Raw genomic sequence first — 25,175 nt, 5'->3', positions numbered from 1 at the left:
CTCACTTCTCCCCGGCGGCCGCCCGGGACCGCACCGCGCGGTACGTCACCGGTTCCACCGCGAAGCCCTCGGGCGTCTCGTCGAGGACACCGAGCCGGCCCAGGTGCTGCAGCCAGGCGTCGGTGTCCGCGTCGGAGAGCTCCACCGCGGCCGCCACGTCGTCGCGCGGCACGCCCTGCCCCTCCCCCACGTAGCCCGTCCAGGCCGCCAGGAGGTCCAGGTCCCGGGAGTCGAGACCGGAGAGGCGCAGGTGTTCGTCGATGTTGCGGGGGTTCGCGATGAGGGCGCGTATCCGCTCGACGGCGTTGTCGAGGGTCGCCCCGTGCACGGACACGTCCGTCACGGCGGCCTCCATCCAGCGGGGCCAGCCGCCGGTCGCGGCGACGAGCCGGTCACGGTCCTCGCGGGAGACGAAGGGGCATTCGGACCAGGCGCGCAGGGCGTCCGCCGTCCACCTCTCGGGGCGCACCCACCGTACGGACAGCTCCTCGTGCCCGTCGTCGGCGGCGAGTTCGGCGAGGCCGGCCGCGTCGGCGAGGACGACGACGGAGCGGTTCTCGTTGCCGCCGCTGCGCCGCTCGGTCTGCCGGACGAGGCGGTCGGCGGCGGGACCGGCGTGGACGAGCAGGGAGCGGACGGTCTCGCGCAGCTCGGCGGTGGCGGCGCCGCGCAGGTCAGCGATGATCACATGGGCCTTGCGGCGGCGGCTCTTGAGGAGGGTGGCGAGGTCCTCGCCGTGGGTGTAGGGGACGACGTCGACACCCCGGTTCACGGCGAAGGCGGTGACCGCCTGGCGGACGAGCTCGGGCCGGTGGAGCGTGGTGGTGCCGATGAGGCTGACGCCGGACTGCGCGGTCTCGTGGAGCTGTTCCTCGGTGAGCGGGCTGTACGTCTGCACGTGCCGGGCGTCGCGGCCGAGGATGCGCCGGGCCGCGTGCGGGTTGTAGTCGTAGGGCAGGCCGAACTCGGTCTCGCGGAGTTCGAGTTCGAGCTCCTCGCGGGTGCCGAGCATGTTGACGACGTTGGGGCTGCGGACGGCGAAGCGGGAGCGGTCGCCGAGCTGGATGAGCAGGCCGAGGCCGACCATCTCGGTGAGGAAGATCTGCGCCTGCTTGGCGGTGAGCATCTCGAAGCCCTCCGGCCACGCCTCCCGGGCCTCCTGGAGGAGTTCGCCGGCGGAGTAGTCGCCGCGGTAGCTGTCCTTGAGGCTGCGCAGGGCGATGACGAGGGCGAGGACCCGGTAGCGGTCCTCCAGGTTGATGGTGAAGCGGAGCCGCTCGGCGATCTGGCGGCGTACGGTCTCCGAGGCGGCGACCTTCTGGACGTCGTCCTCGGTGATCCGGACCGGGCTGCCGGTCGAGGTGTACGGGCGGTCGTGGAGGACGCGGACGAGTTCGCGGCAGAAGATCTGCACCAGGTTGGCCTGGTAGTTGGTGATGGCGAGGATCCGCCAGACCAGCTCGGGGCGCTCGAAGAAGTAGCCGAGGGCGGCCATGGGTTCGGTGACGAGCCGGACGGCGGCCTGCGTGCCGAGCGGGCCGACGAGGACGTCGGGCCCGCCGTGCACGGTGGAGACGTTGGAGAGGTGGCCGAAGCGCTGGACCTGGTGGAGACCCGCGAAGACGATCTTGAAGCGTCGTTCGGTCTGCTCCATCAGGCGCTGGAAGTGCATGACGTTGGGGAACGTGGACTCGCTGCCGACGCGGAAGGCGCGGCGCGAGTCGGTGTTGAGGAAGGCGTCCGCCTCGTCCGCGAGGACCAGGATCCGCCGGGTGTCGTCATCGTCCAGCCACGCCTGGATGTTGCGGACGACGACGTCCGGGTTGGCCTGTTCGGACATCTTGTGGTTGAAGACGCCCTTGCGCTTGAGGTCCTCGACCAGCCGGCTCCAGATCCGGTCGGGGGCCTCCGCGTGCCCGATCTCCGCCTTCAGCAGGTCGAGGTAGACGGCGACGTGGGCGTCGGCGCGGCTCGGGAAGATCTCCGCGACGCGGCGCAGCAGCGCGGACTTGCCGAGCTGGCGGCCCCCGTAGAGGAACATGCCGCCCTCGCGGCCCATGACCTCCCGCATCTCCTCGTCGCGGCCGTAGAACACCTCGGGCGGTACGAGGCCGGCGACGAACGGCGTGTACGGGTTGTACGCGGCCCACGGCAGGGTCACGCGCTGGAGCGAGCGGAAGGAGCCGGGGGCGCGGGCGGCCATCCAGCCCATCACGGCGGAGTCGACGACCAGCGCCTGCTGGGCGAAGGACCGGGCGGACTCGGCGAGGCCGCGGCGCCCCTCGAGGCCGAGCGGGTGGAGGTAGAGCACGATGTTGGCGCCGACGTCGGCGTCCTCCAGGTGGGCGAGCGGCCCGTCGGCGGGCTGCTCCTCCCAGATGAGCAGGACGGTGTACGAGGAGGCCCGGGAGCCGAGCGCGGCGACGTACCCGGCGCGTTCGGCGACCCGCGCCCGGACCTTGAAGCGGCGCATGCCCTGGCCGAGGGCGGCCCGCTCGGCGGACACCTGGCCCGGGGAGACGTCGAGGCCGAGGACCCGCAGCAGCCGGGAGAGGTGTTGTGGCAGTTCGCCGCGGCGGCCCTGGGGGCTGCAGAGGGCCGTCCAGGCCTCCAGGCCGTTGCCCGCCGCGGGGGTGAGCGAGGCGTCCGGGTCGCCGTAGTGGTCGGCCCACCAGTCGGCGTCGACGCCCTCGCCGCCGGCCTTCGGCGCGGCGGGGGCGGTGACGCCGCCGAGGAACGCCGCCAGTTCGGAGCCGTCGTCGGCGGGCCGTGCCGGCAGCGGCTTGTGGCTCGTCGCGAGGGCGAGGAACTCCTGTGCCGTGACCGTGTCCCCCTCCTCGATGAGGCGGGCGATCCGGTCGTGGTCCGCCGCGGACAGCGGCCGGTCGGGGCGGGAGCGCAGCACGGCGAGGTTCTCGCGGAGCTGCCGCTTGTAGTCCTCGACGAGGGTGACGAGCTCCGCCTCCAGGGTGCGCAGCGAGTCCACGGCGAACCGGTGGCGGCCCGAGTCCTCACCGTCGACGAACTCCTGGAGGCGGCCCACGAACTCCCGCTCCTCGTTCTCCGCCAGCTGGTTGAGCGTCCGCATCTGGGCGAGCAGTCCGGCCGCCGCGCGGTGGCGTTCGGCGACCTCGCGCCGCCAGTCCTCGTGGCTCTGGGCGAGCCTCCGGGCCGCCGACTCGCCCCATTCGGGATCGGTGCAGCCGTACTCCTCGGGCTCGCTCTCGACGGCGGCGATCAGCGCCCTCGCGAGGTGCAGATCGCCGTCGCCGAGGTAGCGCACGAGGGCGTACTCGGCGTCGGGGGGCGTGAGCAGGGCGGCGATCCGGCGGGCCGCCCTGGGGTCGTCGAGGTCGGGGTCGCCCAGGGAGTCCCGGGGCAGGTCGGGCAGCCGGAGGAGGGAGTCGGAGGGCGGGACGGGGCCGCCGTTCTCCCGGAGCCGGTCGGCCGCCGTGTCCTCGGCCCGCGTGTGCTCGCCGGTGAGCCAGGACCGCAGCAGCGCGAGCGCCGCGCCTCCCGTGCCGGCCGGGGCGGGCTCGTCGGCGACGTCCCGGAGGACGGAGGCCAGTTCGGGGATGCCGCGGTCGCTCACGCCCTGGTGCGGCCGGGCTGCGGCGTGGGCGGCCTCGGCGCGCATGAGGAGCTCGCCGACGGACCGGCAGGCGGTGTGCAGTTGGCGCAGGGCGCCGGCGGTGATCGGCTCCTTGGCCTGCTTCGACGTACGGAACAGGGCGTCGGTGTCCTCGATGAGCCGGTCGATGTCCTCCGCCCGCCACAGCTCCTCGCCCAGGGCGCGGAAGCCGGGCGTGCCGGCGTACTGCGCGGGGCTCTGGCCGGACCACTCGATGACCTCGTTCAACGCGTGGCGCACCGGGCCCGAGGGGCCGACGAGGTACTGGAGCACCTGAGACGCCCGCTGGTACTTCATCTTGCGCCGCGGCAGGTCGTCGAGCAGCTGCCGGGCGGTGAGGCCGATCTCCTCGCGAGTGGCGGCTTCCTGGCCCTCGGCGCTGCCCTGGAGCATGCCGGGCTCGAAGGCGCGGCCGTCCCTGACGGCGGCGACGAGCACGGTGAGCAGTTGCTGCCAGGGCGCGGTGAGTCCGGACGGCATGACGAAACCGCTGATCAGGCCGTGCGGCCACCGTGCGGTGAGTCCGGTGCGCAGGGCGGCGGCGAGGGCGACGAGGTGGGCCTCGCGGTCCTGCGCGGCGAGGGCGGGGTCGAGCTCGTGCGCCATCTGGACGGGGGTGGCCTCGCTGTCCGAGACACAGCTGAACGCGGCGGCGGCGAAGGCGAGGGCCCGCGCCCGGACGTCACCCTCGCGGGAGGCCACGGTCATCCAGTACGCCTCGGCGACCCGCCCGTCCCGCAGCAGGGTGCCGACGGGCGGCTCGCTGCCGGTCTCCCAGGGCGCGTACGGGTCCCAGTCGGGCGCGTCGAGCCCGGGCGGCCAGGGCTCGTCCTCGACGGGGAGGGTCAGGGGGGCGGGGGCGGACGGCTGAGCGGGTACGGGGGTGGGGGCGAGGGTCTGAACCGGGAGGGGCGCGGGGGGCGCGGCCGAGGGCGGGGTCTGGACCGGTACGGGGGTGGGGCCGTGGTCCGGAATCGGGGCGGGTGCTGCCGTCGGGGCCGGCGCGGGGGCCGGAGTCGGGGCGGGTGCTGCCGTCGGGGCCGGCGCGGGGGCCGGAGTCGGGGCGGGTGCTGCCGTCGGCGCGGTCAGGAGAGCCGGGGGCGGCGGTTCGACCGCGCGGCGGACGGCCTCGATGGCGGAGGCGCCCACCCGGACCCGGCCCGTCATCGTGGTGGCGTCACCGGTGCCGTGCTCGGTCCGCCCCGCCGGGAGTTCCCCGACGGAGTCAGGGTCCGGGGCGAGGTCCTGGTCCTCGCCGTCCGGCTCCGCCGGCCGTGCCGACTCGGGCGGGGCAGCAGGCTCGCCCACCGGGATGCCGAGTTCGCGCAGTTGCGTCTCGGTGCGTTCGAGGTGACGGCGGAGGTCGGCGGCCTCCTCCTCGTCGTCGGCCCACTCCAGGAGTTCGGCGTACCGGCTCGCTTTGCGGCGCAGGGCGTCGGCCTGTTCCGCCCGCGCCTCCCGCAGCCGTGTCAGTTCGGCGCCAGCGTCGCCGTATCCGAGGCCCGGCCCCCAGGTGACCCCCTCGGCGGCGAGGGCGGCGGCGATCCGCTCGCGCTCCTCCGTCCAGGCGGCGAGCCCGACGGCGGGGGCGCCCTCGGGGAGGAGCCCGGCTTCGACGGCGTCCGCCGCACCGCGCAGGACGACGGCCAGCCGCTCGCCCGACCGCTTCAGGAGGTCGAGCGATGCGGGGAGGACGACCGGGGGCGGGGATCCGGACACGAGAACGTCATCCTCACACTGGGGGTTCGTCGTGGAAGAGCCGGAGGCGCAACCGGCAGCGGAGGCGGAACGGGGCGACAGGCCGGGCCCGGGCGACAGGCCGGGTTCGGCACCGGCGCCGGTCTCCACGGAGGCGCGTCCATCGACATCGGCGTCGGCGCCCGCGTCAGCACGGGCGTCGTGATCCCCGACCGCATCGGCATCGGCTTCCCCATCCGCACCCGCACCCGCACCGGCACCGGCACCGGCACCGGCACCGAGCAGGTCGGACTCGTGCGAGCCCTCGTCCTGATCCTTTGACGCCGCCTCGAACCGAGGGCCTATCTCGTGCGCGTCCGGCGGCGGGCTGCTGTCCGCGGCCGTCTGTAACGCCGCCTCGTGACGCGTCGCCAGCGGTCCCACCGGGAGCCGGCCCGTGCTGGGCATGAGCATCCCGTAGAGGGCGCAGCGGGCGAGCGGCGGGTCGAGCACCCGGAGCATGGCGAGGAGTTCGTCGAGGGTGGGGTCCGTCAGGGCGCGCTGCGAGAACCCGTACTCCGTGTGGAGCGCCTTCACCGCCCAGACGAGCCCGCAGGCGGCGATGCTCGTCAGCTGGCCCTGCTGCGCCTTGGCGAGCCGGACCCGGGCCGCGTGCAGTTCCCGTCGCGAGGGTGGGGACGGCGGCCGGTCCGAGGTGTGGGCGTGCTTGTCGCCCCGTAAGCAGTGGTGTCGGGTCAGCAGGGACCTGAGCGCGTCCTCGTCCAGCGACGACAGCCAGGACCTGACTCCGTTCACCCACCCGTGCATGGCGTCGATCATCTCATCCCATCGGCGCGGGTGCTATGCCCGTGCTCTATTCCGATGCCTCAAGACGCTGGCGGTGAAGGCGGGTTGGCGCGGGTTACGCCGCGGGCGCACGCCAATGCGCCGACTCCGCGGCCAGTCCCGTGATTGACTTCCGGGACAGTTCGACCCCCGCCTTCCGATCGCCGAGAGCGAGGCCGCTCGTGGTCCATCAGATCGACCCTTCGTTCGTCGCGCTGCCCCTACGGGCGCTCGCCGACGCGGCGCTCGCCCGAGCGCGCGCGCTCGGTGCCGAGCACGCGGACTTCCGTCTGGAGCGGGTGCGCAGCGCCTCGTGGCGGCTGCGTGACGCCAAACCGTCCGGATCCTCGGACACCACCGACCTCGGGTACGCGGTGCGGGTGGTGCACGGCGGGGCCTGGGGGTTCGCGTCCGGGGTCGATCTGACCATGGACGGGGCCGCGCGGGTCGCCTCGCAGGCCGTGGCCATGGCCAAGCTGTCGGCGAAGGTGATCGCGGCGGCCGGTTCCGACGAGAGGGTGGAGCTGGCGGAGGAGCCGGTGCACGAGGAGCGCACCTGGGTCTCCTCGTACGAGATCGACCCCTTCTCCATCCCCGGCGAGGAGAAGAGCGCGCTGCTCGCCGACTGGAGCGGGCGACTGCTGCGGGCGGACGGCGTGGCCCATGTGGACGCCTCGCTGCTCACCGTCCACGAGAACAAGTTCTACGCGGACACGGCGGGCACGGTCACCACGCAGCAGCGGGTCCGGCTGCACCCGCAGCTGACGGCGGTGGCCGTCGACGAGACGACCGGCGAGTTCGACTCGATGCGGACGATCGCGCCGCCGGCCGGGCGGGGCTGGGAGTACCTGACGGGTACAGGCTGGGACTGGGACAAGGAGCTGGACGAGATCCCGGGGCTGCTCGCCGAGAAGATGCGGGCGCCGAGCGTGGAGGCGGGACGGTACGACCTGGTCGTGGACCCGTCGAACCTCTGGCTGACGATCCACGAGTCCATCGGGCACGCCACCGAGCTGGACCGGGCCCTGGGCTACGAGGCGGCGTACGCGGGCACCTCCTTCGCCACCTTCGACCAGTTGGGGAAGCTGGCGTACGGCTCCTCGATCATGAACGTGACGGGCGACAGGACCGCCGAGCACGGGCTCGCGACGGTCGGGTTCGACGACGAGGGCGTAGAGGCGCAGAGCTGGGACCTGGTGAAGGACGGCACGCTCGTCGGCTACCAGCTGGACCGGCGGATCGCGAAGCTCACGGGTCTCGGCCGGTCGAACGGCTGCGCCTTCGCCGACTCCCCCGCCCACGTGCCGGTGCAGCGGATGGCGAACGTCTCGCTCCAGCCGGATCCGGGCGGTCTGTCGACCGAGGACCTGATCGGGGGTGTGGAGCGGGGCATCTACGTGGTCGGTGACCGGTCCTGGTCGATCGACATGCAGCGCTACAACTTCCAGTTCACCGGGCAGCGGTTCTTCCGCATCGAGAACGGGCGGCTCGCCGGGCAGCTGCGGGACGTGGCGTACCAGGCGACGACCACCGAGTTCTGGGGCTCGATGGAGCAGGTCGGCGGACCGCAGACGTACGTCCTCGGAGGCGCCTTCAACTGCGGGAAGGCCCAGCCGGGCCAGGTCGCCGCGGTCTCCCACGGCTGCCCGTCCGCCCTCTTCCGGGGCGTCAACATCCTGAACACCACGCAGGAGGCCGGTCGATGAACGCTCGCGACCAGATCTGCCGGGGGTCCGGGGGTCGTCCCCCGGGCAAGCACAGTCTGAACACCACGCAGGAGGCCGGTCGATGAGCCGCGTCAGCAAGCCGTACGAGATCGTCGAGCGGGCCCTCGATCTGTCCCGCGCCGACGGGTGTGTCGTCATCGCGGACGAGGAGTCCTCGGCCAACCTGCGCTGGGCGGGCAACGCGCTCACCACCAACGGCGTCACCCGCGGCCGTACGCTCACGGTGATCGCGACCGTCGACGGCGCGCAGGGCACCGCCTCCGGTGTCGTCTCCCGGTCCGCCGTGACCGTCGACGACCTGGAGCCCCTGGTCCGGGCCGCCGAGGCCGCCGCGCGTGCCGCGGGGCCCGCCGAGGACGCCCAGCGGCTGGTGGCGGACGTGCCCTCGTCGCCCGATTTCACGGACGCGCCGGTGGAGACCTCGTCCGCCGTCTTCGGCGACTTCGCCCCGGCGCTCGGCGAGGCCTTCGCCCGTGCCCGGTCCGGCGGCCGTGAGCTGTACGGCTTCGCCAACCACGAGCTGACCTCGACCTACCTGGGCACGTCCACGGGCCTGCGGCTGCGCCACGACCAGCCCAACGGGACCCTGGAGCTGAACGCCAAGTCCCCCGACCGCTCGCGCTCCGCCTGGGCCGGACGCTCGACCCGGGACTTCAAGGACGTCGACCCGGCGGCGCTCGACGCCGAGCTGGCGACCCGTCTCGGCTGGGCGGAGCGGCGGATCGAGCTGCCCGCCGGGCGGTACGAGACGCTGCTGCCGCCGACCGCCGTGGCCGACCTGCTGATCTACCAGCTGTGGTCGTCGACGGCCCGGGACGCGGTGGAGGGCCGTACGGTCTTCTCCAAGCCAGGCGGCGGCACCCGGCTGGGCGAGAACCTCTCCCCGCTGCCGCTGACCCTGCGCAGCGACCCGAACGAGCCGGGTCTGGAGTCCGCGCCGTTCGTGATCGCGCACTCCTCGGGCGACGACTCCTCCGTCTTCGACAACGGTCTGCCGATCGCGCCGACGGACTGGATGCGGGACGGCAGGCTGGAGCGCCTGATCACCACCCGGCACACGGCGGAGCTCACCCGGCTGCCCGTGGCGCCCGGGGCGGGGAACCTGATCCTGGACGGCGGCGGCGAGCGTTCCCTCGAGGAGATGGTCGCCTCGACGGAGCGCGGTCTGCTCCTCACCTGCCTCTGGTACATCCGCGAGGTCGACCCGGCGACGCTGCTGCTCACCGGTCTGACCCGGGACGGCGTCTACCTCGTGGAGAACGGCGAGGTGGTCGGCGAGGTGAACAACTTCCGGTTCAACGAGTCGCCGGTGGACCTGCTGTCGCGGGCCTCGGAGGCGGGCCGGACCGAGAAGACGCTGCCGCGCGAGTGGAGCGACTGGTTCACCCGGGCCGCGATGCCCGCCCTGCGGGTGCCCGACTTCAACATGAGCTCGGTCAGCAAGGGAGTCTGACCCACCTAGACTGGGCGACGGCACCACCGCAATCGATCAAGGAGACGGACGACCGTGACGGACATCGTCGACGAGCTGAAGTGGCGTGGGCTCTTCGCCCAGTCCACCGATGAGGACGCACTGCGCAAGGCTCTCGCGGACGGTCCCGTCACCTTCTATTGCGGTTTCGACCCGACCGCGGCCAGTCTTCACGTCGGCCACCTGGTCCAGGTCCTCACCGTCCGCCGGCTCCAGCGGGCCGGGCACCGGCCGCTGGCGCTGGTCGGCGGGGCCACCGGCCAGATCGGTGACCCGCGGCCGACGGCCGAGCGCACCCTGAACGACCCCGAGACGGTCGCGAACTGGGTGAACCGGCTGCGGACGCAGATCGAGCCGTTCCTCTCCTTCGAGGGGGAGAACGCGGCGGTCATGGTGAACAACCTGGACTGGACCGCCGGCATGTCGGCGATCGAGTTCCTGCGGGACATCGGCAAGCACTTCCGGGTGAACAAGATGCTGACCAAGGACTCCGTCGCCCGGCGCCTGGAGTCCGAGCAGGGCATCAGCTACACCGAGTTCAGCTACCAGCTGCTCCAGGCCATGGACTTCCGGGAGCTGTACCGGCGCTACGGGTGCACGCTCCAGCAGGGCGGCTCGGACCAGTGGGGCAACCTGGTGGCCGGTCTCGACCTGATCCACCGCCTGGAGCCGGGCGCCGAGGTGCACGCGCTCGCGACCCCGCTGATGGTCAAGGCGGACGGCACCAAGTTCGGCAAGACCGAGAGCGGGGCCGTCTGGCTCGACCCGGAGATGACGACGCCGTACGCGTTCTACCAGTTCTGGCTGAACGTGGACGACCGGGACATCTCGACGTACATGCGGATCCTGTCCTTCAAGTCCCGCGAGGAGCTGGAGGAGCTGGAGCAGCAGACCGCGGAGCGGCCGCAGGCGCGTGCCGCGCAGCGGGCGCTCGCCGAGGAGCTCACCACCCTGGTGCACGGCGCCGAGCAGTGCGCGGCCGTCATCGACGCCTCCAAGGCGCTGTTCGGGCAGGGCGACCTGGCCGAGCTGGACGAGGCGACGCTGGCCGCCGCCCTGTCGGAGCTGCCGCACGCCCGGGTGACCGCGCTCGGCCAGGTCGTGGACCTGTTCACCGAGGTCGGTCTCGCGCCGAGCAAGTCGGGCGCGCGCCGCACGGTGAAGGAGGGCGGTGCCTACGTGAACAACGTGAAGGTGACCGCCGAGGACGCCGAGGTGTCGGCGGACGAGCTGCTGCACGGCCGCTGGCTGGTGCTGCGGCGCGGCAAGAAGAACCTGGCGGCGATCGAGTTCGCCGGCGCGGAGGGCTGAGTTCCGCCCCGTGACGCGACGAGGGAGGCCCGGTACGGCGTGTGCCGTACCGGGCCTCCCTCGTTCCGGATCACGCCCGTCTGCGGTTGCCCTTCATCGAGGCCCACAGCATGTCGCCCACTCCGACCACGGCGACCGCGCCGATCAGCTGGAGCAGGTGGCGGGTCCAGTCGATGCCCTTGGTGTCGTTGACCCCGATCCAGGTCGCCACGGCGTTGCCGAGCACGCTGCCGAGAATGCCGAACACGACCGTCAGCCACAGCGGGATCTGCTGCTTACCCGGCAGGATCGCCTTCGCGATCAGACCGAGGACCAGTCCCACGATGATCGCCCACAACCAACCCATCGTCGCCTCCTTGTCCGCATGTGGGCCCAGTCTCGCCCTCCCGGCCATACGTCGCATGTCGGACAGCGCCATCCGTGCCCCCCGGCCTCGTCCGCGCCGGGTGGCGGGCGTACCGTGGAGTGGAGGTCCGGACCGGGTGCGTCCGGCGCGACCGGTGGGTGGTGAACGGCGATGGCGAAGCGTGACGGAACCGAGGTCTTCCGGATCACGGGGGCCCGGCAGGGGCTCGCCGACGACGTGCGCGGGCGGCAGCGGCGCTACGTCATCTCGATGACGGTCCGGACGCTGTCCGTGATCGCCGCCGCGGTGCTGTGGAACGTCGAGCGGCACGTGGCGATCGTGGCCCTCGCCCTGGGCATCCTGCTCCCCTATGTCGCCGTGGTCATCGCGAACGCGGGGCGGGAGTCCGCTCCGTCCCTTCCCTCCACGTTCGTCCCCCCTCCGACGCGTCCCGCGCTGGACCCCGGAAACCTCAGGAACAGCTCAGATCAATCATGAAGTTCCAGTGCACCGCACCCCATGTGCCGTGACATACTTCCTACGCGCTCCGCATCCCCCGTCGGAGCGACGGACCGATGCCGGGCAGCTCCCCCCGTGGCTGCTCGGCATCGCTGTTGCTGGACAATGATCAGGTGATCAATGATCCGGTGAGCGAAGTGAAGCCGATCTGCTCCGCCAAGGGGTGCCGCGCCGACGCCGTCTGGGTGCTCGCGTGGAACAATCCCGCGCTGCACACGCCCGAGCGCCGCAAGACCTGGCTCGCGTGCGAGGAGCACCGCGAACACCTCTCCCAGTTCCTGGGGGTACGGGGTTTCCTCAAGGACGTCGTGCCGCTGGCGGACTGGGTGTCCGCCGACACCTGAGGCGCCTCGCCCAGCGCTCAGCCGCCGATCGCCGACATCGGGCGGTCGGGCTGGAGGAAGCCCGGGTCGTCGAGGCCGGAGCCGGCCTTCTTGCCCCACATGGCCCGCTTCCAGAGCGCCGCGACCTCGGCGTCCGGCGCGTCCGAGCGGAGTGTGGCCCGCAGGTCCGTCTCCTCGGTGGCGAACAGACAGGTGCGCACCTGGCCGTCGGCGGTGAGCCGGGTGCGGTCGCAGGCCCGGCAGAACGGGCGGGTGACGGAGGCGATGACGCCGACCGTGTGCGGTCCGCCGTCGACGACCCAGCGCTCGGCGGGCGCCGAACCGCGCTCGTCCGCGCCTTCGGGCGTCAGGGTGAAGCGGGTGCGCAGGGACTCCAGGATGTCCCCGGCGGTGATCATGCCGTCGCGCTTCCAGCCGTGCTGGGCGTCGAGGGGCATCTGCTCGATGAAGCGGAGCTCGTACTCCTGCTCCACCGCCCAGGCGAGGAGGTCGGGGGCCTCGTCGGCATTGAGCCCGGGCATCAGGACGGCGTTGACCTTGACCGGGGTGAGGCCGGCGTCCCGGGCGGCGGCCATGCCGTCGAGGACGTCCTGGTGGCGGTCGCGCCGGGTGAGGGTCTTGAAGACCTCGGGGCGCAGGGTGTCGAGGGAGACGTTGACCCGGTCGAGGCCGGCGGCCTTGAGGGCGGCGGCCGTGCGCTTCAGCCCGATGCCGTTGGTGGTGAGGGACATCCGGGGGCGGGGCTCCAGGGCCGCGCAGCGCTCGACGATGCCGACGAGCCCGGGGCGGAGCAGCGGCTCGCCGCCGGTGAAGCGGACCTCGGTGACGCCGAGGTCGGTGACCGCGATACGGATCAGCCGGACGATCTCGTCGTCGGTGAGCAGGTCCGGCTTCGCGAGCCACTGCAGTCCCTCTTCGGGCATGCAGTACGTGCAGCGCAGGTTGCACCGGTCCGTGAGCGAGACGCGCAGGTCGGTTGCCACCCGGCCATAGGTGTCGATGAGCACTTGGGCCCCCTCCCCGTCTTGCGGTTGCGTGTGGTTCGAGCCTACGTGAGGACACGGACAACGAGCAGGGCAGATTGTCACGAGGACCGAAGAGGCCGCGTCGTAGAACCCTACGACGCGGCCGTCCGGGATCGCGGAACGTGTGCGGACCGTTGCGCTCCGGTCAGTGCTTGACCGCGGCGGCGACCCCGACCCCGGTGAGGGACTTGACCTCCAGCTCCGCGTACTTGCCGGCGTCCGGCTCCTCCTTGGAGAGGATCGATCCGAGCCAGCCGAGGAGGAAGCCGAGCGGGATCGAGACGAGGCCGGGGTTCTCCAGCGGGAACCAGTGGAAGTCCACGCCCTTGAACATCGAGGCCGGCCCGCCGGAGACGACGGGCGAGAAGAGGACGAGGACGACGGAGGAGACGAGGCCGCCGTAGATCGACCAGAGCGCGCCCTGGGTGGTGAAGCGCTTCCAGAAGAGCGAGTAGAGGATCGTCGGCAGGTTGGCCGAGGCGGCGACCGCGAAGGCGAGGGCGACGAGGCCGGCGACGTTGAGGTCGCGGGCGAGGGCGCCGAGCGCGATCGACACGATGCCGATGAGGACCGTGGACCAGCGGGCGGCCCGCATCTCCTCCTTCTCGGTGGCCTTTCCTCGCCTGATCACGTTCGCGTAGATGTCGTGCGCGAAGGACGAGGAGGAGGCCAGGGTCAGACCGGCGACCACGGCGAGGATGGTGGCGAAGGCGACGGCCGAGATGACGGCGAGGAGGATCGCGCCGCCGGTGGAGTCGGCGCCGCCGCCGACTTCGAGGGCGGTCAGGGGGGCCGCCGTGTTGCCCGCCTTGTTGGACGCCTTGATGGTGTCGCCGCTGAGGAGTGCGGCGGCGCCGAAGCCGAGGACGATCGTCATCAGGTAGAAGGCGCCGATGATGCCGATGGCCCAGTTGACCGACTTACGGGCGGCCTTTGCGGTCGGCACCGTGTAGAAGCGGATGAGGATGTGGGGCAGTCCGGCGGTGCCGAGGACGAGGGCGATGCCGAGGGAGATGAAGTCCAGCTTCGAGACGGAGCTGAGTCCGTACTTGAGGCCGGGCTCCAGGAAGGCGTCGCCCTTGCCGCTGTTGGTGGCGGCGGCGCCGAGCAGCTGCGAGAGGTTGAAGTCGAACTTCAGCAGGATGAGGAAGGTGATGAGGAGCGTGCCCGCGATGAGCAGGACGGCCTTCACCATCTGCACCCAGGTGGTGCCCTTCATGCCGCCGATCGTCACGTAGACGATCATCAGGACGCCGACGAGGGCCACGATCGCGACCTTGCCGCCGTCGCTGGTGATGCCGAGGAGCAGCGAGACGAGGACGCCGGCGCCCGCCATCTGGGCGAGCAGGTAGAAGATCGAGACGACGATGGTGGACGTGCCGGCGGCGGTGCGGACGGGCCGCTGGCGCATCCGGTAGGCGAGGACGTCGCCCATGGTGAACCGGCCGGAGTTGCGCAGCGGTTCGGCGACCAGGAGCAGGGCGACGAGCCAGGCGACGAGGAAGCCGATCGAGTACAGGAAGCCGTCGTAGCCGTAGAGGGCGATGGCGCCGCTGATGCCGAGGAAGGACGCGGCGGACATGTAGTCGCCGGAGATCGCGAGGCCGTTCTGGAAGCCGGTGAACTGGCCTCCGCCCGCGTAGAAGTCGGCGGCGCTGCGGGTCTGGCGGCCGGCCCAGACGGTGATGATCAGGGTTCCGATGACGAAGGCGCCGAAGAGGGCGATGATCAGCGGCCGGTGCTCGCTGGTGGCGCTGTCCGCCGCGAGCAGGACGGTGGTGCTCATGCGTCGCCCTCCATACGGTTCCTGATGGCCTCGGCCTTGGGGTCGAGCCGGTTCGCCGCGTGCCGCGAGTAGAGCCAGGCGATGAGGAAGGTGGTGGCGAACTGGCCGAGGCCGAGGACGAGCGCCATGTTGATGTTGCCGAAGACCTTGGTCCCCATGAAGCCGCCCGCGTAGTTGGAGAGCAGCACGTACAGCAGGTACCAGGCGATGAAGGCGAGGGTCAGGGGGAAGGCGAAGGAGCGGTACGTACGGCGCAGTTCGCCGAACTCCTCGCCCTGCTGCACCTCGACGAACTGTTCCGTCGTGGGTGCGACGGGGGCGGATGCGGCCTCCGTCCCGTCTCTGGGCGGCGGCGGTGCTTCGGTAGCCACGGAATCTCCTCGTGACGCGGGGACGGACGGCATGGTCAAGGGGGCCTCACCAGGGGTGCGGGAGCCGGGGTTCCGAACGGAGCCCCTCCCCTGCACAACGGCACGGAGCGGGATGCGACGCGGTTCACGCGGAGGATTTATTCGTACAGATCTTCATGAAGTCCTCTCAACTCATTGAAGCGCCGGGAAGATCAGCGATAGCTTCACTCGTCATGCACCTGTCCGCGCGCAAACCCGTGTGCGGGCAGTACATACGGATGATGTGGAGAACCCATGGCTCATCTGGGATCGAGGCGCGGCCGAGCTCTTGCTCTGCCGGTTGGTCTCGCGCTCACGGCCTCGCTCGGCTTCCTTCCCTCCGGCGCCGCCTCCGCCGCGGAACTGAGTGACGCACCGACGTCCGCCGTGGCGACGAACGGGCCGAAGCTGACGTACGTCGTCAACGTCGCGGGAGGCCGCTGGACCGCCTCCTCGGTGAAGAAGGCGATAGCCGCCGCGGGCGGCGAGGTGGTCGTCTCGTACGACCGCATAGGCGTGATAGTCGTCCACTCGCAGAACCCCGAGTTCGCGAAGACGATCCGCACGGCGCGTGGTGTGGTGTCGGCCGGTGCGACCCGTACCGCCCCGCTGTCCGCGCAGACGGACACCTCCGTCGACGAGGGTGCCCAGACGCTGTCCGCGGCCGAGGCCAAGGCCGCGGCGGCCACGGCGTCGGACGAGCAGGACCCGCTGGAGCCCCTGCAGTGGGACCTGCCGGCCATCAAGGCGGACAAGGCCCACCAGAAGACGCTCGGCAGCAAGCGCGTCACCGTCGCCGTCATCGACACGGGTGTCGACGACACCCACCCGGACCTGGCGCCGAACTTCGACGTCAAGGCCTCCGCGAACTGCGTGACCGGCAAGCCGGACACCACCCCCGGTTCGTGGCGCCCCAACCCGGGCGAGAGCGACCACGGCACCCACGTCGCCGGCACGATCGCCGCCGCCAAGAACGGCATCGGCGTCACCGGTGTCGCCCCGGGCGTCAAGGTCTCCGGCATCAAGGTGTCCACCCCGGACGGCTTCTTCTACACCGAGGCCGTCGTCTGCGGCTTCATGTGGGCGGCCGAGCAGGGTGTCGAGGTCACGAACAACAGCTACTACACCGACCCGTGGATGTTCGCCTGCAAGAACGACGAGGACCAGAAGGCCCTCATCGAGGCGGTCACCCGCGCGACCCGTTACGCGGAGCGCAAGGGCACGGTCAACGTGGCGGCGGCGGGCAACTCGAAGTTCGACCTGGCGGCCGACACGATCGTCGACAACAGCAGCCCGAACGACAGCACGCCGGGCGGCCGGGTCATCGACCCGAAGGAGTGCCTCGACTACCCGGGCATGCTGCCGGGCATCGTCACCGTCTCCGCGACCGGGGCCAAGGACCTGAAGGCGTCCTACTCCAACTACGGTCTCGGTGTCATCGACGTCGCCGCCCCCGGCGGTGACCGCACCGAGTACCAGACCCCGGACGCCCCGGCGGTCAACGGCCGCATCCTGTCGACCACGGTCAACGGCGGCTACAACTACAAGGCCGGCACGTCGATGGCGGCGCCGCACGCGGCGGGCGTCCTCGCGCTCATCAAGTCGACGCACCCCCACGCGAGCCCGGCGGCCCTGAAGGCGCTGCTGTACGCGCAGGCCGACGACCGCGCCTGCACCAACCCGTACGACATCGAGGGCGACGGCAAGATCGACGCCGTCTGCGAGGGCGGCAAGAACAAGAACGGCTTCTACGGAGCCGGTCTGATCGACGCGCTGGACGCCGTCCGCCGCTAGTCGCGGAGGTCCGGTGAGGAGGGTCCCCGTGGGTGTGCCGCACGGGGACCCTTTCGCGTGCTCCGCACGGGGACCCCTTCATGTGGCACGGAGTGCCACACTGCCGTCATGGACAACACGGTGCGTACGGGTACGGAGTCGCTGTGGTCGGCCCTCGGCGGCGATCCCTCCCTGGTCGACCGGGTGGCGTTCACCGGGCCCTCCGGGCTGCTGGCGGCCCGGCTGCCGGTGATGGACCTGGCACGGGCGACGGTGGCGGCCTGTTCGCTCGCCGCCGTCGAGCGGGCGGGGCTGCCGGGGCCGGTGCGGGTGGACGACGGGGCTGTCGCCACCGCCTTCGTGAGCGAGCGTCATCTGCGGGTCGACGGCCGGGCCCCGGTGAACTTCGCGCCGCTCTCCCGGTTCTGGCGGGCGGCCGACGGGTGGGTCCGTACCCATGCCAACTATCCGCATCACCGGACGGCGCTGCTCGCCGCTCTGGACGTGCGGGAGGAGTCGGTGGAGGCCGTCGCGGCGGCGATCGGCGGGCGGCGGGCCGTCGAGGCCGAGGCGGCGGTGTACGCGGCCGGGGGCCTCGCCGTCGCCCTGCGCACCCCCCGGGAGTGGGCGGCGCACGAGCAGGGCCGGGCGGTGGCGGCGCGGCCACTGCTGACCCGGGAGCGGCTCGACGGGGCCCCGCCCCGGCGCCGTGCCGGCCGGCTGCGGGTCCTGGACCTGACCCGGGTGATCGCCGGGCCCGTCGCGACCCGGACGCTCGCGCTGCTCGGCGCGGACGTGCTGCGGATCGACCCGCCCGGCAACCCCGAACTGCCCGACCAGCACGCGGAGACGGACGTCGGGAAGCGGACCGCCGCGCTCGATCTGGACCGGCCGTCCGACCGGCGGACCTTCGACGCGCTCCTGGACTCCGCCGACGTCCTGGTCACCGGCTACCGGCCGGGCGCCCTCGACCGCTTCGACCCGCACCGGCCGGGGCTCGTCACCGCCCGGCTCTCCGCATGGGGGGACTACGGGCCGTGGGGCGGGCGGCGCGGCTTCGACTCCCTGGTCCAGGTGGCGACAGGGATCGGCGTGACCGAGGGGTCGGCGGAGGAGCCGGGCGCGCTGCCCGCGCAGGCCCTCGACCACGGCACGGGCTACCTCCTCGCGGCCGCCGTGCTCCGGTCGCTGACCGAGCAGGACCGGGACGGCGGCACGCGGCTCGTCCGGCTGGCGCTCGCGCAGACGGGCCACTGGCTGACGCACACGCTGCCCCGGTACGAGACCGACCGGTACCTCACCGAGTCGGACGGTCCGCTCGGGCGGCTGCGGCACGCGCTGTCGCCGGTGGCGTACGAGGGCGGCCCGGCGGGCTGGTCGCGGCCGCCGGGCGTCGCGGGCGCGGACGCGCCCGCGTGGCTCACCCGGTGAACCACGGTCCCTGTCACGGCGTGACGAGGACCTTCAGGGCCGTGCGCTCGTCCATCGCCCTGTAGCCGCCGGGGACGCCGTCGAGGCCGACGGTCAGGTCGAAGACCGGCGAGGGGTCGATGGTGCCGTCGAGGACGTCCTGGAGCAGTTCCGGGATGTACGCGCGCACGGGGGCGACGCCGCCGCGCAGCGCGATGTTCCGGTCGAACATGACGGACAGGTCGAGTCCGGTGCCGCTGCCGTGGGGGACGCCGACGTAGCCGATGGAGCCGCCGTCGCGGGCGATGGCGACGGCGGTCCGCATGGACTGCTCGGTGCCGACGGCCTCGATGACACCGTGGGCGCCCTGGCCGCCGGTGAGTTCGCGGACCGCCGCCTCCGCGGCCTCGCCGCGTTCGGCGACGACGTCCGTGGCGCCGAAGAGGCGGGCGATGTCGGTGCGGGCGGTGTGCCGGCCGAGCGCGATGATCCGCTCGGCGCCGAGCCGCCTGGCCGCGAGGACACCGCAGAGGCCGACGGCGCCGTCGCCGACGACCGCGACGGTGGAGCCGGCCCTGACGCCGGCGCCGAGGGCCGCGTGGTGGCCGGTGCCCATGACGTCGGAGAGGGCGAGCAGTGCGGTCAGGAGCCGGTCGTCGGAGGCGGCGTCGGCGGGGAGCTTGACGAGGGTGCCGTCGGCGAAGGGGACGCGGACGGCCTCGCCCTGGCCGCCGTCCGAGCCGACCGAGCCCCAGAAGCCGCCGCGCGGGCAGGAGGTCTGGAGCCCCTCGGCGCAGTGGTCGCAGGTGCCGTCGGACCAGACGAAGGGGGCGACGACGAGGTCTCCGGTGGTGAAGCCGGTGACCTCGGCGCCCGCCGCCTCCACGACGCCGAGGAACTCGTGGCCGATGCGCTGGCCGGGCTGCCGGGCGGACTCGCCGCGGTAGGCCCACAGGTCGCTGCCGCAGACGCAGGCGCGCAGGACGCGGACGACGACGTCGGTGGGGTCCCGCACCACCGGGTCGGGCACGTCCTCCACCCGCATGTCGAAGGGAGCGTGGATGGTGGTGGCGCGCATGGCGGACGGTCCTTGCTGTCAGACGGTTGTACGACGTTCACCGTACATCGCGCGGAGCGCTCCCGCCGTCAGCAGGTACTGCGCCCCGATATAGGTCAGCATGACCCAGAAGTCCGGCGCCGGCAGCTGGGGCCAGTGGGCGACCCCGGTGGCGATGAGGGTGTCGGACAGCAGGAACAGCCCGCCGCCGAGCCCGGCCAGGAGCCCGAGGGAACCGGCGCGGTAGGCCATGGCGGTCAGGAGCAGCGAGTAGCCGGCGACCGGGATCCGCAGGTCGGCGGGGAGGTCGGGCCACAGGAGCACGACGGTGCCGACGAGGACGGCGGTGTACGCGGCCGCCAGGGGTACGGACGTACGGCGCCGCCCGAAGAGGACGAGGTAGCAGACGTGTCCCGCGGCGAAGGACCCCATGCCGACGAGGAAGGCCCAGTCGGCGTCCGAGAGGAGGAAGACGTCGCCGCCCCAGCCGAAGAGGAGCGCGACGGTCAGCGGCTTCGGGGCGCCCCGGGTGACCGCGTACGCGGCGAGCAGCGGCATCAGGAGCGGTTTGGCGAGCTGGTGGCCGAGTTCGGCGCCGGCGAGCAGGGAGATCAGGTCGACGGCGGCCGCGAACCCGAAGGCGGCGAGGAGCGCGCGGGAGGCGAGCGGACGGGAGGCGGTCGGGACGGCGCGGGCGGGTGCGGGGCCGGCGCTCATCCGGCGGGCTCCGGCGCTCACGCGGCGGGCTCCGGCGCGGGCTCCGGGAGGGTTCCGGCGCCCTTCGGCACGTCGGCGGTCGGCGGGCCGGGTTGCCAGCCGGGGCCTCGGAAGACCCGGCCGGCCCGTTCGCGCCAGTCGCGCGCGGCCCGGAGGTCGCGGGCGATGGCGGCGTACTCGTGGGTGGCGACCCGGAGCGGGTTGTACGTCTCGATGTTCTTGGTGAGCCCGTAGACGGGCCGGTCGGTCTCACCGACCCAGGAGCCGAACACCCGGTCCCAGACGATGAGGATGCCGCCGAAGTTCCGGTCCAGGTAGCCGCCCTGGGAGGCGTGGTGGACGCGGTGGTGCGAGGGCGTGTTGAGGACGTACTCGAAGGGCCGGGGCAGCTTCCCGACGCGCTCGGTGTGGATCCAGAACTGGTAGACGAGATTGACCGAGTAGCAGAAGGCGACGGCGGCCGGGTGGACGCCGAGGGCGATCATCGGCAGGTAGAACGGCCAGGAGGTCACGCTGGTCCACGGCTGGCGCAGGGCGGTGGTGAGGTTGAATCTGCGGCTGCTGTGGTGGACGACGTGGCAGGCCCAGAGGACGCGGATGACGTGGTGTCCGCGGTGCTGCCAGTAGTAGAGGAAGTCCTGTGCGAGCAGCATGAGCGGGATCGTCCACCACAGGACGGGGACGCGGAGCGGGGTCAGCTCGTGGACCGCGGTGTAGATCGCGACCACGGGGATCTTCCACAGCGCGTCGAAGGCCAGGCTCCCGAGACCCATGCCGATGCTGGTGGCGGCGTCCTTGGTCTCGTAACCGGCGGCGTCCTCGTCGGGGTGGATCCGGTGGCTGACCATCTCCAGGACGGTGAGCAGGACGAACGCCGGTATGGACCAGAGCACGACATCGGGCAGGTTCGGCATGCCGTCGACGGTAGGGGCGGGGGGCGGGGCAGGGCTAGACGTTGTTACCAACAAGTATGCGAGACGCCTTGTCAGCAAGCTTTGGCACCTTCTGACAAGGCGCCCACCGCCCAGGCGGCCTCCGACTGAGCCCCGAAGGACAAGGGGGCCCGCGTGCCGGGGAGTTGGGGAAACCGAGGGCATCCGGGGACACCCGGGACGGAGTTGTCGGTCGCGGGCCGTATTCTCAGTGACCGTGCTTGACGACCGTACGACAGCAGCGACATGGCCGGCCGCCTACCCGCAGGGGTACGCGGTCGTCGACGTGGAGACCACCGGACTCGCCCGCGACGACCGGATAGTGTCGGCTGCCGTCTACCGGCTGGACGCCCAGGGGAACGTCGAGGACCACTGGTACACCCTCGTCAACCCCGAGCGCGATCCGGGCCCGGTCTGGATCCACGGACTGACCACGGACGTCCTGGAGGGCGCGCCGCTCTTCCCCGAGATCGCGGCGGAGTTCGCGGCCCGGCTCGACGGACGGGTCCTCGTCGCGCACAACGCGATGTTCGACTGGCAGATGATCGCCCGGGAGTACGCGCGCGCCGAGTCGGCCGCGCCGGTGCGGCAGCGGCTGTGCACGATCGCGCTCGCCAAGGAGCTGTCGCTGCCGCTGCCCAACCACAAGCTGGAGTCCCTGGCCGCGCACTTCGGCGTCGTGCAGCGGCGCGCGCACAACGCGCTGGACGACGCGCGGGTGCTCGCCGAGGCGTTCCGGCCGAGCCTGCACGCGGCGGCCGAGCGTGCCGTACGGCTGCCGCTCCTGGAGTGCCGGCCGCTGACGGAGTGGGCCTCGTCCCCGGAGCGGCCCCGGATCGGCCATCAGGCCGGTCCGTCCTCGTACCGGACGAACAGCTGGCGTCCCTCGCGGAAGCGTCCGCCGTGCCCGTATCCCAACCCCGGCCGCTACGAGACGGACAGACCTCTCAAACAGGGCATGCGGGTGGCCTTCTCCGGGGACACCTCGGTCGACCGCGAACTCCTCGAGGACCGCACGGTCGACGCCGGTCTCCATGTCGCCGGCAGCGTCTCGCGGCTGACCAGCCTCCTCGTCACCAACGACCCGGACGCCGCCACCTCCAAGACGCTCAAGGCCAGGTCCTTCGGCACGCCGATCGTCGACGAGGCCGCCTACACCCAGCTGCTGCGGGACGTGGCCCCGGCAGACGGGTGACACCCCGGGCCCTGCGGGCGTGCCGAGCTGCGCACGCCCGCCGGGAGCCCTCACCCTGTGGCGCATGGCACGTTGTGAGGTCTGCGGAAACGATTACGGCATGTCCTTCGAAGTCCACGCGCAGGGCGCGGTCCACGTCTTCGATTGCTTCGCCTGCGCCATCCACCGCATGGCGCCCATCTGCGAGCACTGCCGGGTCCAGATCATCGGACAGGGCGTCGAGGTCGACGGCAGCTGGTACTGCGGCGGCCACTGCGCCCGCGCGGAGGGAAAGGTGGGGATCGTCGACAGGGTGTGAGGAAACGATCCTGGGCCCGGCCCCCGAGCAAGCCGAACCCCGGCGCGTGCACCCCATGGACCGAGTTGTACGGTCATGGGGTGTACCGCTTCCTGTTGTCCCGGCAGTGGGTGATCCTCACCCTCGTCGCCCTCGTCCTCGTCCCGACGATGATCGAGCTGGGCTTCTGGCAGTTCCACCGGCACGAACGCCGGGTCGCCCAGAACGCCCTGATCGCGGACAGCGTCGCGGCGAAGCCGGTCCCGGTCGAGGAGCTCACCTCCCCCGGCCACACCGTCCCGCGCTCCGACTACTGGCGGCCCGCCACGGCGACCGGCACCTTCGACGCCGCCCACGAGGTCGTCGTCCGCCGCCGCACCAACTCCGACGACCGGGTCGGCGTACACGTCCTGACCCCGCTGCTCCTCCGGGACGGCCGGATCGTCCTGGTCAACCGCGGCTGGGTGCCGGCCGCCGCCGACCAGCACTCCTTCCCCGCGGTCCCGCCCGCCCCGAAGGGCGAGGTCACGATCACCGGGCGGCTCAAGGCCGACGAGACGACCGGCGCCAGCGGCATCAAGGACCTGAAGGGTCTGCCGGACCGCCAGGTCATGCTGATCAACAGCACGCAGCAGGCCCAGCTCATCGGCCGCGAGGTGCTCGGCGGCTACCTCGAACAGATCACCCCCGAGCCGGCCGGGAACACCCTCGAACTCATCCCCGAGCCCGACCACGACTCGATCGGCGCGCACATGGCGTACGCGGTGCAGTGGTGGCTGTTCGCCGCCGGGGTCCCCGTCGGCTGGGTGATCCTGGTCCGCCGGGAGAGGCGCGACCGGATGGCGGCGGCCTCCCCGGGCGCCCCCGGAACCCCCGAGCGGGACGCGGAAGCGATCCAGGCCACCCCGTCCCGCTGATTGACCACCCCCGCGGGCGGGAACAGCCCAGAGCGTGACGCAAAGTATCGACGACTACGCCCTCATCGGCGATCTGCAGACCGCCGCGCTCGTCGGCCGTGACGGATCGGTCGACTGGCTGTGCCTGCCCCGCTTCGACTCGGCCGCCTGCTTCGCCTCGATCCTCGGCGACGAGAACAACGGCCACTGGCGGATCGCCCCCAAGGGTTCCACGACCTGCGCCACGCGCCGGTACGCCGAGGACTCCCTCGTCCTGGAGACCTACTGGGAGACCCGCACCGGCACCGTCAAGGTCGTCGACTTCATGCCGCAGCGGGACAAGGCCCCGGATCTGATGCGGATCGTGGAGGGCGTCAGCGGCAGCGTCGAGATGAGCTCCGTCGTGCGGCTCCGCTTCGACTACGGCTCGGTGGTGCCCTGGATGCGGCGCACCGACGGCCACCGGGTCGCGGTCGCCGGCCCGGACGCGGTGTGGCTGCGCAGCGAACCGCCGGTGAAGACCTGGGGCCAGCAGTTCTCCACCTGCTCCTCCTTCACCGTCGGCGCCGGCGAGAAGGTGGCCTTCGTCATGACCTGGCACCCCTCGCACGAGCCCCGCCCCGCACTCATCGACCCCTACGAGGCACTGGAGCACTCCCTCGCGGACTGGCGGGAGTGGGCGTCGCTCTGCACCTACCGGGGCCCCTACCGGGAGGCGGTGCTGCGCTCCCTGATCACCCTGAAGGCGCTCACCTACGCCCCGACCGGCGGGATCGTGGCCGCCCCCACCACCTCCCTGCCGGAGGAGCTCGGCGGCGTACGGAACTGGGACTACCGGGCCTGCTGGCTGCGCGACTCCTCCCTCACCCTCGGCGCGCTGCTCTCCGCCGGGTACGTCGAGGAGGCGGCCGCCTGGCGGGACTGGCTCCTCCGCTCGGTCGCGGGCGACCCGGCCGACCTGCAGATCATGTACGGGCCCGCGGGGGAGCGCCGGCTCCCCGAGACGACCCTCCCGTGGCTGCGGGGCTACGCCGACTCGGCACCGGTCCGGACCGGGAACGCGGCGGTGGACCAGTTCCAGCTCGATGTGTACGGCGAGGTCATGGACTCGCTCTACCGCGCGCGCGAGGCCGGGATCCCGGCGCAGCGGCACGCCTGGAACCTCCAGCTCAGCCTGCTCGGCTTCCTGGAGTCGACCTGGCGCGAGCCCGACGAGGGCCTGTGGGAGGTGCGGGGGCCGCGCCGCCACTTCACCCACTCGAAGGTGATGGCCTGGGTGGCCGCCGACCGGGCGGTCCGCACCCTGGAGGCGGACCCGTCGCTGCCGGGGGACGCGGCCCGGTGGCGGGCGATGCGGGACGACATCCACGCGCAGGTGTGCGCCAGGTCCTACGACCCCGTCCGGAACACCTTCACCCAGTCGTACGGCTCACTCGAACTCGACGCGGCGACCCTCCTCATCCCCCAGGTCGGCTTCCTGCCGCCGGACGACCCACGGGTGGTGGGCACCGTGGAGGCGGTACGGGCGGAGCTGCTGCACGAGGGCTACGTCCGCCGGTACAGCACCGACTCGGGGGCGATCGACGGCCTGCCGGGCGGGGAGGGCACCTTCCTGGTGTGCTCGTTCTGGCTGGCGGACGCGCTCCTGCTGACCGGCAGGAAGGACGAGGCCCGCGAGCTGTTCGAGCGGCTCCTGACCCTCTGCAACGACGTCGGTCTCCTCGCGGAGGAGTACGACCCGGTGACGGGCCGCCAGCTGGGCAACTTCCCCCAGGCCTTCAGCCACATCGGACTCGTGGGCACGGCACTCGCGCTGGCCGGGGAGGATCACGACCCGGCAGGATAG

19 protein-coding genes are annotated in these 25,175 nt (G+C 72.2%); 11 read left to right on the top strand and 8 right to left on the bottom strand.

Annotation, left to right across the window (positions count from 1 at the left end; translation table 11 throughout):
- Position 1: 1 nt before the first annotated feature.
- Positions 2-6,136 carry a hypothetical protein gene (locus tag ACFWV2_RS27155; protein WP_384408687.1) on the bottom strand — a complete coding sequence of 2,045 codons (6,135 nt, stop codon included), beginning with the start codon at positions 6,134-6,136 and terminating at the stop codon, positions 2-4.
- Positions 6,137-6,336: 200 nt separating this feature from the next.
- Here ACFWV2_RS27155 and ACFWV2_RS27150 point away from each other — a divergent pair, with 200 nt between their 5' ends.
- The 3 genes from ACFWV2_RS27150 to tyrS all read left to right on the top strand — a co-directional run bounded on the left by ACFWV2_RS27150 (position 6,337) and on the right by tyrS (position 10,663).
- The gene (locus ACFWV2_RS27150) at positions 6,337-7,860 is read left to right on the top strand and encodes a TldD/PmbA family protein (protein WP_384408685.1); all 1,524 of its coding nucleotides are present in this window, start codon (positions 6,337-6,339) and stop codon (positions 7,858-7,860) included.
- Between the two features lie 82 nt (positions 7,861-7,942).
- Positions 7,943-9,334 (top strand): metallopeptidase TldD-related protein, encoded by a 1,392-nt coding sequence (locus ACFWV2_RS27145; RefSeq protein ID WP_384408683.1) that lies wholly within the window; start codon positions 7,943-7,945, stop codon positions 9,332-9,334.
- A gap of 54 nt (positions 9,335-9,388) precedes the next feature.
- Entirely contained in the window at positions 9,389-10,663 is a 1,275-nt protein-coding gene (gene tyrS, locus ACFWV2_RS27140) for a tyrosine--tRNA ligase (RefSeq protein ID WP_384408681.1), read from the top strand.
- 70 nt (positions 10,664-10,733) lie between these two features.
- On the opposite strand, the gene ACFWV2_RS27135 is transcribed toward tyrS, so the two are convergent.
- Positions 10,734-11,009, bottom strand: a complete 276-nt coding sequence (locus ACFWV2_RS27135) for a GlsB/YeaQ/YmgE family stress response membrane protein (RefSeq protein WP_384408679.1) — start codon at positions 11,007-11,009, stop codon at positions 10,734-10,736.
- Positions 11,010-11,180: 171 nt separating this feature from the next.
- Here ACFWV2_RS27135 and ACFWV2_RS27130 point away from each other — a divergent pair, with 171 nt between their 5' ends.
- Positions 11,181-11,507, top strand: a complete 327-nt coding sequence (locus tag ACFWV2_RS27130) for a DUF3099 domain-containing protein (protein WP_384408677.1) — start codon at positions 11,181-11,183, stop codon at positions 11,505-11,507.
- A 149-nt stretch (positions 11,508-11,656) separates the two neighbouring features.
- Positions 11,657-11,872 carry a hypothetical protein gene (locus ACFWV2_RS27125; RefSeq protein WP_384408675.1) on the top strand — a complete coding sequence of 72 codons (216 nt, stop codon included), beginning with the start codon at positions 11,657-11,659 and terminating at the stop codon, positions 11,870-11,872.
- A gap of 17 nt (positions 11,873-11,889) precedes the next feature.
- Here the strand turns inward: ACFWV2_RS27125 and moaA are convergent, their stop codons facing one another.
- From moaA to ACFWV2_RS27110, 3 genes are all read right to left on the bottom strand, one after another.
- Complete coding sequence (gene moaA, locus ACFWV2_RS27120; RefSeq protein WP_384408673.1) at positions 11,890-12,879, bottom strand: GTP 3',8-cyclase MoaA; 990 nt, start codon at positions 12,877-12,879, stop codon at positions 11,890-11,892.
- A 163-nt stretch (positions 12,880-13,042) separates the two neighbouring features.
- Positions 13,043-14,683, bottom strand: a complete 1,641-nt coding sequence (locus ACFWV2_RS27115) for a cation acetate symporter (RefSeq protein WP_384408671.1) — start codon at positions 14,681-14,683, stop codon at positions 13,043-13,045.
- Positions 14,680-15,054, bottom strand: a complete 375-nt coding sequence (locus ACFWV2_RS27110; RefSeq protein ID WP_360782527.1) for a DUF485 domain-containing protein — start codon at positions 15,052-15,054, stop codon at positions 14,680-14,682. Before ACFWV2_RS27110 ends, ACFWV2_RS27115 begins: the two co-directional genes overlap by 4 nt.
- Positions 15,055-15,327: 273 nt before the next feature.
- Here ACFWV2_RS27110 and ACFWV2_RS27105 point away from each other — a divergent pair, with 273 nt between their 5' ends.
- Both ACFWV2_RS27105 and ACFWV2_RS27100 read left to right on the top strand, forming a co-directional pair.
- Positions 15,328-16,866 carry a S8 family serine peptidase gene (locus ACFWV2_RS27105; protein WP_384408669.1) on the top strand — a complete coding sequence of 513 codons (1,539 nt, stop codon included), beginning with the start codon at positions 15,328-15,330 and terminating at the stop codon, positions 16,864-16,866.
- Positions 16,867-16,974: 108 nt separating this feature from the next.
- Positions 16,975-18,276 (top strand): CoA transferase, encoded by a 1,302-nt coding sequence (locus tag ACFWV2_RS27100; RefSeq protein ID WP_384408667.1) that lies wholly within the window; start codon positions 16,975-16,977, stop codon positions 18,274-18,276.
- Between the two features lie 13 nt (positions 18,277-18,289).
- On the opposite strand, the gene ACFWV2_RS27095 is transcribed toward ACFWV2_RS27100, so the two are convergent.
- Genes ACFWV2_RS27095 through ACFWV2_RS27085 form a run of 3 tightly spaced genes read right to left on the bottom strand, consistent with a single transcriptional unit; the run spans position 18,290 to position 20,943 of the window.
- Positions 18,290-19,333 carry a zinc-dependent alcohol dehydrogenase family protein gene (locus ACFWV2_RS27095; RefSeq protein WP_384408665.1) on the bottom strand — a complete coding sequence of 348 codons (1,044 nt, stop codon included), beginning with the start codon at positions 19,331-19,333 and terminating at the stop codon, positions 18,290-18,292.
- 18 nt (positions 19,334-19,351) lie between these two features.
- A complete protein-coding gene (locus tag ACFWV2_RS27090; RefSeq protein ID WP_384408712.1) occupies positions 19,352-20,029 on the bottom strand; it encodes a lysoplasmalogenase in 678 nt (225 codons plus the stop codon).
- Positions 20,030-20,046: 17 nt separating this feature from the next.
- Positions 20,047-20,943, bottom strand: a complete 897-nt coding sequence (locus tag ACFWV2_RS27085) for a sterol desaturase family protein (RefSeq protein ID WP_384408663.1) — start codon at positions 20,941-20,943, stop codon at positions 20,047-20,049.
- Between the two features lie 229 nt (positions 20,944-21,172).
- Between ACFWV2_RS27085 and ACFWV2_RS27080 the strand changes: the two genes are divergently transcribed.
- From ACFWV2_RS27080 to ACFWV2_RS27065, 4 genes are all read left to right on the top strand, one after another.
- A complete protein-coding gene (locus tag ACFWV2_RS27080) occupies positions 21,173-22,156 on the top strand; it encodes a DEDDh family exonuclease (protein WP_360782544.1) in 984 nt (327 codons plus the stop codon).
- Between the two features lie 64 nt (positions 22,157-22,220).
- Positions 22,221-22,454, top strand: coding sequence for a hypothetical protein (locus ACFWV2_RS27075; RefSeq protein ID WP_073806545.1), 234 nt, complete (start codon positions 22,221-22,223; stop codon positions 22,452-22,454).
- 80 nt (positions 22,455-22,534) lie between these two features.
- Positions 22,535-23,350 (top strand): SURF1 family protein, encoded by an 816-nt coding sequence (locus ACFWV2_RS27070; protein WP_384408661.1) that lies wholly within the window; start codon positions 22,535-22,537, stop codon positions 23,348-23,350.
- Positions 23,351-23,384: 34 nt separating this feature from the next.
- Positions 23,385-25,175 (top strand): glycoside hydrolase family 15 protein, encoded by a 1,791-nt coding sequence (locus ACFWV2_RS27065; RefSeq protein ID WP_384408659.1) that lies wholly within the window; start codon positions 23,385-23,387, stop codon positions 25,173-25,175.

Origin of the sequence: Streptomyces sp. NPDC058671, from assembly GCF_042716475.1 — a bacterium.
GTDB lineage: Bacteria > Actinomycetota > Actinomycetes > Streptomycetales > Streptomycetaceae > Streptomyces.
Note: the sequence above shows the minus strand (reverse complement) of the source record. Positions and strands in the feature narration are given on the sequence as shown.